Source organism: uncultured Methanobrevibacter sp. (genome assembly GCF_937898925.1).
GTDB lineage: Archaea > Methanobacteriota > Methanobacteria > Methanobacteriales > Methanobacteriaceae > Methanobrevibacter.
In genome coordinates, this window is record NZ_CALDKF010000119.1 from 1 (window position 1) to 13,071 (window position 13,071).

18 protein-coding genes and 2 pseudogenes are annotated in these 13,071 nt (G+C 41.5%); all 20 read left to right on the forward strand.

The features are described from left to right. Nucleotides 1-44: 44 nt before the first annotated feature. Nucleotides 45-239 (forward strand): annotated as a pseudogene (locus Q0409_RS10405) (ParB/Srx family N-terminal domain-containing protein); the annotation flags it as partial. Nucleotides 240-335: 96 nt separating this feature from the next. Then, nucleotides 336-587, forward strand: coding sequence for a hypothetical protein (locus Q0409_RS10055; RefSeq protein WP_298537782.1), 252 nt, complete (start codon nucleotides 336-338; stop codon nucleotides 585-587). Nucleotides 588-589: 2 nt separating this feature from the next. Continuing rightward, entirely contained in the window at nucleotides 590-1,183 is a 594-nt protein-coding gene (locus Q0409_RS10060; protein ID WP_298537786.1) for a site-specific DNA-methyltransferase, read from the forward strand. 12 nt (nucleotides 1,184-1,195) lie between these two features. Beyond that, nucleotides 1,196-1,570 carry a hypothetical protein gene (locus tag Q0409_RS10065; protein WP_298537789.1) on the forward strand — a complete coding sequence of 125 codons (375 nt, stop codon included), beginning with the start codon at nucleotides 1,196-1,198 and terminating at the stop codon, nucleotides 1,568-1,570. Beyond that, nucleotides 1,560-3,269, forward strand: a complete 1,710-nt coding sequence (locus tag Q0409_RS10070; protein ID WP_298537792.1) for a terminase large subunit — start codon at nucleotides 1,560-1,562, stop codon at nucleotides 3,267-3,269. The genes Q0409_RS10065 and Q0409_RS10070 overlap by 11 nt, the downstream gene beginning before the upstream one ends. Before the next feature lie 105 nt (nucleotides 3,270-3,374). Then, nucleotides 3,375-4,613, forward strand: coding sequence for a phage portal protein (locus Q0409_RS10075; RefSeq protein WP_298537795.1), 1,239 nt, complete (start codon nucleotides 3,375-3,377; stop codon nucleotides 4,611-4,613). Further along, nucleotides 4,610-5,293 carry an HK97 family phage prohead protease gene (locus tag Q0409_RS10080; protein WP_298537797.1) on the forward strand — a complete coding sequence of 228 codons (684 nt, stop codon included), beginning with the start codon at nucleotides 4,610-4,612 and terminating at the stop codon, nucleotides 5,291-5,293. Before Q0409_RS10075 ends, Q0409_RS10080 begins: the two co-directional genes overlap by 4 nt. A gap of 23 nt (nucleotides 5,294-5,316) precedes the next feature. Then, on the forward strand, nucleotides 5,317-6,537 hold the full coding sequence (locus tag Q0409_RS10085; protein WP_298537800.1) for a phage major capsid protein: 1,221 nt from the start codon (nucleotides 5,317-5,319) through the stop codon (nucleotides 6,535-6,537). 19 nt (nucleotides 6,538-6,556) lie between these two features. Continuing rightward, complete coding sequence (locus Q0409_RS10090; protein WP_298537803.1) at nucleotides 6,557-6,769, forward strand: hypothetical protein; 213 nt, start codon at nucleotides 6,557-6,559, stop codon at nucleotides 6,767-6,769. Continuing rightward, nucleotides 6,762-7,079 (forward strand): head-tail connector protein, encoded by a 318-nt coding sequence (locus Q0409_RS10095; protein ID WP_298537806.1) that lies wholly within the window; start codon nucleotides 6,762-6,764, stop codon nucleotides 7,077-7,079. Before Q0409_RS10090 ends, Q0409_RS10095 begins: the two co-directional genes overlap by 8 nt. A gap of 2 nt (nucleotides 7,080-7,081) precedes the next feature. Then, nucleotides 7,082-7,411, forward strand: a complete 330-nt coding sequence (locus Q0409_RS10100; protein WP_298537809.1) for a phage head closure protein — start codon at nucleotides 7,082-7,084, stop codon at nucleotides 7,409-7,411. Then, the gene (locus Q0409_RS10105) at nucleotides 7,390-7,833 is read left to right on the forward strand and encodes a hypothetical protein (RefSeq protein WP_298537812.1); all 444 of its coding nucleotides are present in this window, start codon (nucleotides 7,390-7,392) and stop codon (nucleotides 7,831-7,833) included. Before Q0409_RS10100 ends, Q0409_RS10105 begins: the two co-directional genes overlap by 22 nt. 5 nt (nucleotides 7,834-7,838) lie before the next feature. Next, on the forward strand, nucleotides 7,839-8,195 hold the full coding sequence (locus Q0409_RS10110; RefSeq protein WP_298537814.1) for a hypothetical protein: 357 nt from the start codon (nucleotides 7,839-7,841) through the stop codon (nucleotides 8,193-8,195). A gap of 16 nt (nucleotides 8,196-8,211) precedes the next feature. Next, nucleotides 8,212-8,484, forward strand: a complete 273-nt coding sequence (locus Q0409_RS10115) for a hypothetical protein (RefSeq protein ID WP_298537817.1) — start codon at nucleotides 8,212-8,214, stop codon at nucleotides 8,482-8,484. A 21-nt stretch (nucleotides 8,485-8,505) separates the two neighbouring features. Next, entirely contained in the window at nucleotides 8,506-9,111 is a 606-nt protein-coding gene (locus Q0409_RS10120) for a major tail protein (RefSeq protein WP_298537820.1), read from the forward strand. Between the two features lie 66 nt (nucleotides 9,112-9,177). Beyond that, entirely contained in the window at nucleotides 9,178-9,528 is a 351-nt protein-coding gene (locus Q0409_RS10125) for a hypothetical protein (protein ID WP_298537823.1), read from the forward strand. Nucleotides 9,529-9,623: 95 nt separating this feature from the next. Next, nucleotides 9,624-9,758, forward strand: a complete 135-nt coding sequence (locus Q0409_RS10130; protein ID WP_298537825.1) for a hypothetical protein — start codon at nucleotides 9,624-9,626, stop codon at nucleotides 9,756-9,758. An 18-nt stretch (nucleotides 9,759-9,776) separates the two neighbouring features. Further along, on the forward strand, nucleotides 9,777-12,440 hold the full coding sequence (locus tag Q0409_RS10135) for a hypothetical protein (protein WP_298537828.1): 2,664 nt from the start codon (nucleotides 9,777-9,779) through the stop codon (nucleotides 12,438-12,440). Between the two features lie 116 nt (nucleotides 12,441-12,556). Further along, nucleotides 12,557-13,012: a distal tail protein Dit gene (locus Q0409_RS10140; RefSeq protein ID WP_366940129.1), complete on the forward strand. Its 456-nt coding sequence runs from the start codon at nucleotides 12,557-12,559 to the stop codon at nucleotides 13,010-13,012. Next, nucleotides 12,988-13,071 (forward strand): annotated as a pseudogene (locus Q0409_RS10410) (hypothetical protein); the annotation flags it as partial. The gene Q0409_RS10140 and the pseudogene Q0409_RS10410, both read left to right, overlap by 25 nt.

The window sequence follows — 13,071 nt, forward strand, 5'->3', positions numbered from 1 at the left end:
CACTCAGGAGGACACACATGGCAAAAAACACAGATAAATATGAGATGATTGACATTTCAGAGCTCCATCCATATGAAAACAATGCAAGAACACACTCAGAATCACAGCTGGAGGCAATATGCAACAGCATCAAGGAATTTGGATTTATCAATCCTGTCATCATAGATGAGAACAACATGATTCTTGTTGGTCATGGGAGGATTGAGGCATCCAAGATTCTTGGATTGACACAAGCTCCATTCCGAAGGGTGACAAATCTGACAGATGACCAAAAAAGAGCATATATTCTGGCTGACAACAGGCTCTCTGACCTTGGTGGCTGGGATGAGGAAATGTTGGCTCAGGAGCTGGAGAGCATCAGCCTTGACATGTCAGCATTTGGATTTGATGATTTCCAGATTGACATTGATGAGCCAGAGCCTGAGATCACAGAGGATGATTTTGATGTTGATGGAGCTCTTGAGATGGAATCCAGAGTTGAGAGAGGTCAGGTCTGGAAATTGGGAGACCACAGGCTTATGTGTGGTGATTCCACAAGTGAACATGATATTATGCATTTATTATCATATAATGGAGGGGGGCTCTGAACATGGTATTTACAGACCCTCCTTATGGTTATAATTATCAAAGCAACATGAGAGAAAATAAATTTGAAATCATAAAAAATGATGACAAGATTCTGGATTTCTTTCCACATTTATCTGGGAAGGTCAAAGGATTTGTTATGATATGCACAACATGGAAGGTGCTTGATAAATGGTTGCCATTATTTGAAAAATATTATGAAATGACAAACATGATCATCTGGGATAAAGGTGGAGGAGGAATGGGAGATTTAACACATACATTCTCAACAGATTATGAGGTCATATTATGTGCAAACAATGGATGTGAAATCATTGGAAAAAGGATTGGAAGTGTTTGGAAAGTTGGAAAAGACAATGGAAGTGATTATGTTCATCCAACACAAAAGCCTGTTGAATTATCAGCACAGGCAATCAAGCACACAACAAACATCCATGACACTGTGCTTGATTTATTCGGAGGCTCAGGCTCAACACTGATTGCATGCGAACAGCTCAACAGAAAATGTTTCATGATGGAGCTTGATGAGCATTATTGTGAGGTGATCATCCAGAGATGGGAATCTCTCACAGGCAAAAAAGCTGAGCTCATAAAATAAGGAGGTGAGAGCATGGCAACAGCTAAAAAGAGGACACTCAATGAACAGGCTGAGGAAATCATCAAGATTGCTGAGGAGGCTGGTGTCCAGACAAATTTTTTCTTTTTAACAACATTCAAAAGGTATCAGGTGCAAATCAACATTCTCTCTGAGCTTGAGAAAAAGATCAAAGAGGAAGGCACATTGGTCACAAAGGAATATGTCAAAGGGAGAGGCAATTTATATTGCAATCCAGCTGTCTCAGAATACAACAGGACAACAGATTCAGCAAATAAAACTGTCAGCACATTGATAAAAATCATCAAGGGATTCAAGGGAGAGGAGACAGACAATTCTGTTGATCCTTTACTTGCAATTATCAATGGTGGTGATGAGGATGAGGAATAATCAGAGCACAAATCTGGTGCTGAGCTCTCCAGCTTATCTGTATTGCAAGGAGGCTGTGAGAAAAAAGACCACACCAAAATATGTCAAGAAACAGATGAGAGCATGGATGACCATTGCTCAAGGAAAAGATTCAAATTATAAGATCAGCACAAAGAAATTGAATCAGGTCATCTCATTGCTCAAGATTCTGAGAATGCCAAAAGGGCTCAAGGCTGGTCAGAGCCTGTTTGAGTGCACAACAAAATATCAATGGCTGACATATGTGGCTGTAATATGCACAGTTGAGAGAGACAATCCATCAAAGAGAAAATATGAATCAATCATCCTTGAGATTTGCCGAAAGAATTACAAGACATATACTGTTGCCACATTGTTTATTCTCTTATTTTTCACAGAGCCTCAATTCTCCAGATTTTATTCTGTTGCTCCTGATGGCTCATTGTCCAGAGAAATCAGAGAGGCAATTGCTGAGACCATCAAGAGCTCTCCATTGATATATGAATTTAAAAATAAAAAGAGATTCAAGATTCTCAGAGATTACATCTTTTGTAATACCACAGAAATCAAATATATGCCTCTGGCTTATTCAACATCCAGAATGGATGGAAAGCTCGCAAATGTTTTTTGTGCTGATGAGGTTGGAGCTCTCCCAAATTCATATGCCATTGAGGCTATGAGGTCAGGTCAGCTGAATATCCTCAACAAGCTGGGATTCATCATTTCCACAAAATATCCAACACTCAATAATCCATTTGAGGATGAGGTTGACTACTCCAAGAAGGTGCTGGATGGTCTCATCAAGGATGAAACAAGATTCTCACTCTTGTATGAGCCAGATAATAAAAAGGATTGGATGACAGATGATCTCATCCTCCAGCAAGCAAATCCTGTAGCTCTGGAATCAGAAGAAATCTGGAATGATCTTTTGAAAAAGAGAGCATATGCCATTGCTGTGGAATCAGCCAGAGAGAATTTTGTGACAAAACATTGCAACATCATATACACAGGAGCTGGCACAGAGACATATGTTGATGTGGCTCAGCTCCAATCATGCAAGGTCTCTGAGATTGATTGGAGAGGTAGAGTTGTTTATGTTGGCTTGGATTTGGCTGAGACAACAGACAATGCATCTGTCTCAATGCTGGCTGTTGATGATAACAATCACATCCTTGCTGATTCCTATGCTTTCATACCAGAGGGAAGAATTGATGAGAAGATGAGCACAGAACATGTCAATTACAGAGAGCTATTGAACACAGGGAAGGTCATTGCATGTGGAGATTCTGTCATTGATTATGCTGTAATTGAGGATTTCATCCTGAGCATTGAGGAGAGATTTGGTGTCAGGATTCAAGCTGTTGGCTATGACAGATGGAATGCTCTGTCAACAGCTCAAAAGCTGGAGAGGGCTGGTTTGGTCACTGTTGAAATCAGACAGCACAGCTCTGTCTTGCATCCTCCGACAAAGCTGTTGAAGGAGAAAATCCTCAATGGTGAATTTGAATACACAGATAACACATTGTATGAGATCAATTTCCAGAATGCCAGATGCACATATGACACCAACAAGAATCAATATGTCAACAAGAAAAAATCCACAGGCAAAATTGACATGGTTGTCTCCACAATCAATGGCATGTTTCTTGTGCAACAGGATTATTTTCTCAATCAAGGGTCATTTGTCATTCAAACATTCTAATAAAACACAACATGTTGGGGCAAAATATTGACAAAGCACAATATCTTGATTATTTTATAATTGGATTATAAGGAAAAAAGCATCTTGATTTAATGAGGTGATTGAATGCCTTTATTTAGGAAAAGAGAAAAAACACCAGCTCAAGAGAGCCGAGATGTGTCTGTGGTCTCAACAGCTGTTGATGATTCCACAGTGAGTGATGTCCTTCTCAGTGCTCTCTTGTCTGGTGAAACTATATCCAGAGAGAAAGCAATGAACATTCCAGCTGTGTCATCATCTGTTGATCTTATTTCCTCAGCTGTTGCCTCCATGCCTGTCAGGCTTTTCAAATACAAGGATGAGCATGTTGTTGAGGTCAAGGATGATGTCAGGGTGTCCATGCTCAATGGTGACACACATGACACTCTTGATGGTCTCCAGATGAAAAATGCTCTGGTGCTTGATTATCTTTTGGATGGCAATGGCTATTGCTATATCCAGAGAGATGGAAATGATGTCACAGGTCTTTATTATGTTGATGATCAATACATTGCAATCAGCATCCTTGATGAGCCTATCTACAAGACATACACAATTGGCTGTGGTGGTGGAATGTATCAGCCTTTTGAATTCATCAAGCTCCTGAGAAACACCAGAGATGGAGCAAGAGGATTTGGCATCACAGAGGAGGTCTCCAAAGCTCTTGAAACAGCATTCAGATCAATGCTCTATCAGCTCAAGATGGCAAAGACCAATGGAAACAAGAGAGGATTTCTGAAATCTGAGAGAAGGCTTGGACAGGAAGAAATCAATCTGTTGAAACAGGCTTGGAACAATCTATATTCCACAGACAGTGAGGAGAATGTTGTTGTCCTCAACAATGGAATTGATTTCAAAGAGGCATCCAACACATCTGTTGAGATGCAATTGAATGAGACAGTGAAAAATCTGGCTGATCAGATAAAAGACATTTTCCATGTATATCCTAATAATTTTGAGCTGACATTCAAGCTGGCAATATATCCTGTTGTCAAAGCTCTTGAGACAGCTCTCAACAGAGACCTGTTGCTTGAAAAAGAAAAGGGAAAATATTTCTTTGCTTTGGATGTCAAGGAAATCATCAGAGCCAATGTCAAGGAAAGATATGAGGCATATAAGCTGGCAAAGGAATGTGGATTCATGACCATCAATGAGATGAGGAGAGAGGAGAACATGAATCACATTGAAGGTCTTGACATTGTTGATCTTGGCTTGGGCTCTGTTCTTTACAACACAGAGACACATGAATATTACACACCGAACACAGACACCATCAAGACAGAGGAGGATGATGCTGTCATTGATGGAGAGGAGGGAATGACATGAAAATAATCATCAGAGCTGATCATGTTCACATTGAGGGATATGTCAATGCTGTTGAGAGATTGTCAAAGCCTATCACAGAGAGGCTTGGAACATTCAGAGAGAGAGTGATGGCTGGCACATTCAAGAAAGCTCTCAAGAAGGCTCAGGATGTCAGGATTCTCTTGAATCATAATGAGGACAGAGATTTGGGAGGCATCAAGGATGGCAATCTCAAGCTGGAGGAGGATTCCATTGGCTTGAGAGCTGAGGCTGACATATTTGACAAGGATGTCATCAAGGATGCAAAGGCTGGGAATCTGGTTGGCTGGTCATTTGGTTTCTTTCCTATTGAATCCAGAGACACATCTGAGGATGGCATGCCGATCAAAGAGCTCCATGAGATTGATTTGAGAGAGGTCTCATTGCTCAACAAGAGACACACACCAGCATATGATGGAACATTGGTTGCTGTCAGAGACAATGATGAGAAGATGATCATTGGAGAGACAATGCTGGCTGAGGCTGTTGACATCAGAGAGGAAACAGAGAATCAGGATGAGACCATCAATGAGGCTCTGGCTGAAATCAGAGAAAAGAGCTCTGATGAGAAGGCTCAGGATGAAAAGCCTGAGAAAAAAACTGAGGTATCAAGCGAATACTTCGCTGGATATAAAACCATGATTGCCGAGATGAAGGCATAGAAAAATAAAAGGAGGATAAAATCATGGCATTTACTTCAATGAAGGCACAGATTGAGAAGAAGAATGACCTCATCAAAAGGGCTGAATCCATTGTCAATCTTGCCGAAACAGAAAAGAGAGAGCTCACAGATGCTGAGGCTCAGGAGCTTGCTGAGATCAGAGATGATGTCAAGAAGATCAAGGACATGCTTGAGATGATGGCTGACCTTGATGATGCAAGAGCTTGTGGTGCTGGCAAGATGGAGAAGAAGGCTGAGGATGCTGGAGCTGAGGCTGGTGCTGATGCAAAGGCTGATGATCAGGCAAGAGAGCTGGCTGAGAGAAGGTCTTTTGAGGCTTATGTCAGAGGCACAGTGCTTGAGACCAGAAATGCAACAAATCTCACTGAGGGTGCAAATGGTGCTGTCATTCCTGTGACCATTGCAAAGAAGATCATTGCAAAGGTTTATGACATTTGCCCTATCCTTGAGAAGTCAAGCAAGTATTCTCTCAAGGGTGATCTTGAAATTCCTTATTATGACGAAAGCTCCACAGCAATCACTGTTGCTTGGGCTCAGGAGTTTGTTGATCTGACATCCTCTGTTGGTAATTTCACCAACATCACTCTCAAGGACTATCTTGCTGGAGCTCTCACTCTCATCTCAAGAAAGCTCATCAACAATTCTCAGTTTGACATTGTTGCTTTTGTCATTGACAAGATGGCATATGCAATTGCAAGATTCATTGAGGGTGTTTGCATCAATGGTGGCAATCCTGATTCTGTGACACATGTCAACAAGGTCAAGGGCTTAAAGGGCTCTGTCACAAAGCTTGTTTATGCTGGCTCAACATCAGCAATCACAGCTGACAAGGTTATTGAGCTCAAGGATTCTGTCAAGGATGTATTCCAGAATGATGCAATGTTCATCATGTCCAGAAATACAAGGACAGCTCTGAGATTGCTCAAGGATGATGTTGGTCGTTATCTCCTTCAGGATGACATTGCATCTCCTTTTGGCTCAACATTACTTGGCAAGCCTGTCTATGTTTCTGACAACATGCCTGAGATTGCCTCTGGTGTAAATGCAATTTACTATGGAGACATGAAGGGCTTAGCAACAAAATTCTCCGAGGACATGAACATTCAGGTTCTTAGAGAAAAGTTTGCAACACAGCATGCTGTTGGTGTAGTTGGCTGGGTTTCCTTTGATGCAAAGGTTGAAAATGCTCAGGCAATCAGTGCTCTTGTAATGTCAGCATCTTAATTGAGAGGAGGTCATCAACATGGCTTTGATGTATAAAGCAAATAAATCATTTTCTGGCATTATCTCCATGAAAAAGGGAGATGTCAGAGAAATCAAGAATGTTGAGGTTGCAAAAGACCTCATCAGAGCTGGATATGTCTCAGAGCTTGCTGATGAATCCAAGCCAAAGGCAACACCATCCAAGAAAGCCTCAAAGAAGGCTGTCAACAAGGATGGTGAATCTGATGGCTAATTCTGAGATCACAAAGGTCAGTGACATCACAGTGACAGATGTCACTGACTATCTCAGAATCCCTGAGATAACAGCTGAGGACACAGCATTGCTCACAACAGCTCTGAATGTGGCAAAGCAATTTGTGATGTCATATACAGGTCTGGATGCTGAGGGAATGGATGCTCATGAGGATTTGGTCATTGTCATATATGTGCTTTGCCAATCAATGTATGACAACAGAGCATATTATGTGGACAAATCCAATCTTAACAATGTTGTTGAGAGCATTCTCAATCTCCATTCAATCAATCTCTTGCCATTGGAGTGATCATGATGATAGATGCTGGGAAATACAGATATAAAATCACCATCATCAAGGAAACAAAGACAAAGGATGCTGATGGATTCATCCATGATGAGCCTGTTGTTGTCCTCCAGCCTTATGCTGAGGTGAAAACAACAAGAGGCATGACATTGATTGCCAATGGCTCTGATTTTGAGAAGGCATTCACCAGATTTGTTTTCAGATTTCCTGTCACACCAATTGACAGAAAAATGTTTGTTTTATTTAGGGAGAAGAAATATTCAATTGAATATATCAACAACATTGATGAGGCAAACATTGAGATGGAGCTCCAATGCAAAGAGGTGACACATTGATGGCAAAATACAGAATGGAGTTGCCAACAGAGCTGATGCAAATATTCAAGAATCTTGATCAGAATTCTGAGAAGATGCTTGGAGAGATGTGTCAGGCTGGAGCTGAGGTTGTCAAAGAAACCACATGGATGAATATGCCAAAAGGTCTGAAAGATGGCATTGGCTCTGGAGACAATCTCATCACATCCAGAATCTACAAGACACCATCTGATGATGGAATCAATTGTCAGTGCATGATTGTTGGATATTTCACCAATGAGAATGGCAAACAGACACCAGCTCCTCTGGTTGCGAATATGTTTGAATATGGCTCAAGACAGAGAAAATATCCAAAGCATCCATTTTTCAGAAAATCATTCAGGAAAGCTCAGATTGAGAAGGCAATGCTGGATGTTCAAAAGAAATATATCAAGGAGGGCTGATTCACATGATGAATGCTGAGATTGAGACAATCTTTGCTGGCTTTACAGTGGACAATGTTGAGATTCCTGTTGCATTCAAATTTTATGATGGTGATGATGATGCATGGATTGTTTATTCCAATGCTGACAATTATCATTCATATTCTGGTGATGATGATCTTCTTGGATATGTCACATATTATGATTTTGAGATTTATTCCAAAGGGAATTTCATCAAGATCATTCAGGCTGTCAAAGCCTTGATGAAACAGAATGGATGGACATTCCAGCCATCTCTTTCATCACAGGAAGGATATGACAGAGACACAAGGATTTTTTCAAAGACATTGTGCTTTGCAAAGCCTATACAAACAGATTTATAACAGGAGGAAAATGATCATGGGTAATCTAAACACAGCATTAAAAAATGCTTTCCTTGCATTTGGTGGAAATCCGTCAGCTCTTGCTGACAATCAGGTTGCATCTGATTACATCACTGACCTTGAGAATGCAATCAAGGCATATGTTGATGCAAGAATGCCTGATGTGTCTGAGGTTGCTGATGGTGCTGTCATGGCTGTTGTGGATGGTGAGTGGACACTTTGCACAGCTGAGGCAAACACATCAACAGGAGCAATCACATACACACCAATTGATGATGAAACAACATAATAAAAACAGGAGGAAAAGAAAATGGCAAAGATCGGATTGTCAAATCTTATTTGGGCAAAGCTCACTGAGGCAACAGATGGCACACCAACATATTCTGATGCAAAGTCTCTGGGCAAGGCTGTTTCAGCAAATGTCTCAATCAGCAATAATTCAGCAACACTGTATGCTGACAACATGCTTGCTGAGAGTGACACATCATTCCAGACAGGCACAATCACATGTGGTGTTGATGAGGATGCTGATGCTGTATTTGCTGAGCTCTTAGGACACAGCATTGATGATGAGACAGGTGTTGTTGTTAAGAATGCAACAGACACAGCAATCTGGGTTGGTCTTGGTAGAATAATCACAAAGATGGTTTCTGGTGTTTATTATTACAAGGCTGAGGTGCTTTACAAGGTCAAGTTTGCTGAGCCTTCTCAGGATGATCAGACCAAAGGTGAATCTGTTGAGTTTTCCACAACAGAGATTGAGGGAACAATTGCAACACTTGCCAATGGTAATTGGAACACATCCAAGACATGCACCACAAAGGCTGATGCTCTTGCATTCATCAATGGAATCTTTGGAGTAACAGCTCAGGCATCCAATTCTGAGGGATCTCAGACATCCAATCCTGTGGGATAATTTCACAAACATGAGCCCAGCTCCATGAGGGCTGGGCTTTTTTCAATAAAATTGGAGGACATCACAATGAAAGAAATCTCAAAATCATTTAATTACAATGGCAAGGAGCTCAAGCTGATATTCAATCTCAATGTCATGGAGGCAATTCAGGATGCCTATGGCACAATTGACAAATGGAGTGAGCTCACAGATGGAGATCATGGAGAGGTCAACATCAAGGCTCTGATCTTTGGATTCAAAGAGATGCTCAATGAGGGAATTGAGATTGAGAATGAGGAGCATGGCACATCTGAGCCATTATTCACAGCAAAACAGGTTGGAAGAATAATATCCAACATTGGTGTTGCTGAGACAACAGCATCAATGCAAGGTGTTGTCATTGATTCTGTAAAGGATGAATCAGGAAAAAACGCATAATCCATGAGGATGATGAATCCTCTCCAATCAATTTCTCATGGATTTATTACATCTCAAGAGCCAAGCTGTGTCTGAGTGACAAAGAGGCTGGGAGATTGACCATCAGACAATTCTTGGCATTATATCAAGCATATAAAGACCAATTTGACACAGAGCTCTGTCTCAGACTAAACAGAAAAACATTTGCAATGATGGAGGCTGAGGCAATGAGACAAGAAGAATGGTTTTAATTATACGGAGGTGACAACATGGCTGGCTTTGGTGGAGCTGTCAAGCTGACAGGAGAATCAGAATACAGAAAAGCCTTGAAACAGATTCAAGTGAATCTCAAAGAGGTCTCATCTGAGATGAAACTTGTGTCAGCACAGTATGACAAGAATGATCAATCAACAGAGGCTCTGAAAGCAAAATCTGAGGCATTGGCAAAACAGCTCAGTGCTCAGAAATCAGCTCTTGCCACATTACAATCTCAATATTCAAGTTTATCAGCTGAGCAAGCCAAGAATGCATCAAAGCATGAGGCTCTTGTGGCTGAATATGAGGAGGCACAGGCTGAGCTCAAGAGGCTTGAGGAAACTGTTGGCACATCCTCTGATGAATACAAGGCACAGGCTCTTGTGGTTGCCAATCTTGCAAAGGATGTTGACAAGAGCTCACAGGCAAACACCAGAAACGAACAGACACTCTCTGGCATGAGAACAGAGATGAACAATCTCCAGACAGCTATTGCTGGCACAGAATCAGAGATCAGCAAGGCTGATGATGCCACAGATGATCTTGCTGATTCCACAAAAGATGCTGGCAATGAGGCTCAGAATGCTGGAGATGGTTTCTCAGTATTCAAGGGAGTGCTTGCTGATCTTGCATCCTCAGCCATCAAAAGTGCTTTGGATGGTCTCAAGAATCTTGGCTCAGCATTGATTGATGTTGGCAAGCAAGCCATCATGTCATATGCTGATTATGAACAATTGGCTGGAGGTGTTGAGACACTCTTTGGAGAATCAGCTGATGTTGTTAAGGAATATGCATCTCAGGCTTATCAATCAGCTGGCATGTCAGCCAATGAATACATGGAAACTGTGACAGGATTCTCAGCATCCCTGATCTCATCTCTTGGAGGAGACACAGCAAAGGCAACAGAATATGCTGACATGGCAATCAGAGACATGTCTGACAATGCCAATAAAATGGGAACAGATATTGACACCATAACACAGGCATATTCTGGGTTTGCAAGGGGGCAATTCCAGATGCTGGATTCGTTAAAGCTGGGCTATGGAGGGACAAAAGAATCCATGCAACAGCTCTTGGCTGATGCTCAGGCAATCTCTGGCATTGAATATGATATTGATTCATATGCTGACATTGTTGATGCAATCCATGTCATTCAGGATGAGATGGGAATCACAGGCACAACAGCAAGAGAGGCATCAGAGACCATCTCAGGCTCTCTCAGCATGGCTCAAGGTGCATGGAGCAATCTGTTGACAGGAATTGCTGATGACAATGCTGATTTTGACAAGCTCATCAATGAATTTGCTGATTCTGTGCTCACTGTTGCTCAGAATCTATTGCCAAGAATCCAGACAGCAATCGGAGGGATTGGAAATCTCATCAAGGGATTGCTTGAAACATTAGTGCCTGAGATCATGGAGATGATTCCTCCATTGATTGAGGAGACATTGCCAATCTTGATTGAATCAGCTCAGACAGCAATTGAGAGCATTGTGGCTGTGTTGCCAACAATAGTGGAATCCATCTCTGGATTGATTCCTCAGATTGTCTCAGCTCTCATCAGCATGATGCCACAGATCATCAATGCTGGCATCCAGATTCTGATGTCTCTGATCAATGGCATCAGTACAGCATTGCCTCAGCTCATGGCAATGTTGCCTCAGCTGGTCATGGACATTGTGACAGTGCTCACTCAGAATTTGCCTCTCATAATTGAGACAGGAATGACATTGCTCCAGAGCATTATTCAGGGAATCACACAGACCATTCCTGAGATGGTTGCTATGTTGCCAGAGATCATCACCACAATTGTTGACACATTGCTTGAGAATTTGCCATTGATTCTGGATTCTGTTGTCCAATTACTTGAGGGCATCATTGAAGGTCTTGACACAGCAATTCCACAGATGATCAGCTATTTGCCCACAATCATCAACACTCTTGTGAACACATTGCTGTCAAAATTGCCTCAGATCATCCAGATGGCAATGAAATTCATTGTTGCAATCATAAATGGTCTCACAAAGGCTTTGCCACAGCTCATCAGCTATTTGCCAAAGATCATCACAACAATTGTGAGCACATTGGTCAAGAATTTGCCACAGATTCTGAGAACAGGTGTCCAAATCCTGTCAGAGCTTGTCAAAGGAATTGGCTCTGTGATTGGAAGTCTGGCTCAAATGGCTGGGAGAATATTCACAACAATCTGGAATGCAATCAAGGATTTGCCATCCAAAATGCTGGGAATTGGTAAAGACCTTGTGGAAGGCATCTGGAATGGTATCAATGACAAGATTGATTGGGTAAAGAGGAAAATCAAGGGCATGGGAACAGCAATCACCAATGCAATCAAATCTGTGTTTGGCATTGCATCTCCTTCAAAGGTATTTAGAGACCAAATAGGAAAGAATTTGGCTCTTGGAATCGGAGAAGGTTTCACAGATGAGATGAAAATGATCTCAGATGAGATGCAAGATGCTATTCCAACATCATTTGACACAGATGCATCACTGACAGCATCTGGCTTGCCATCAGCTCTGGCATCCACAGGAGGATATTCAACAGCAAATCTGGTTGATGCCTTCAAGACAGCCATGCAAGGAATGAGAATTGAGATGGGAGAGGATGGCTTTGCATCATTTGTGGTTGATACAATCACAAATGAGATTTATCAATAAAAGGAGGACAAAAGATGGCTGTCAATATAAGACCATACATCATCATAAATGGAAAAAGCTCAATGGAGGTCTCTGGATTGATCATCTCTGAATTGCCTCCAATCACAAAGCCTCAGATGAGAGTGACAGCTGAGGAGATTGATGGAAGGGATGGAGACATTGTGACAGCTCTGGGCTTTTCAGCCTATGACAAGGAGATTGAGATTGGTCTTGCTGGAGATTTTGACCTTGATGAGATCATTGATTTCTTTAATCAATCAGGCAAGATCACATTCTCCAATGAGCCTGACAAATATTATAATTTTGCACAGTATGATGCCATTGATTTTGAAAAGCTCATCAGATTCAAGAGAGCTGAGGTGAAATTCCATGTCCAGCCATTCAAATATGCATTGAATGAGAATGTCAAGACATTCAATTTCAGCTCCTCAGTGACTTCTGGAGAGCTTTCAATCAGGAATAATGGGAATTATATGTCCAGACCAACAATCAAGCTCACAGGCACAGGCACAGTGAATCTGAGCATCAATGGAAATCAGGTCATGGTGATTGTTGGGGTTTCTCCGATTTAATATTCACTATGATGAAGAAGTTTGGTGTCGGTTGTAAGATTGTAGAGTATCGTACAGAG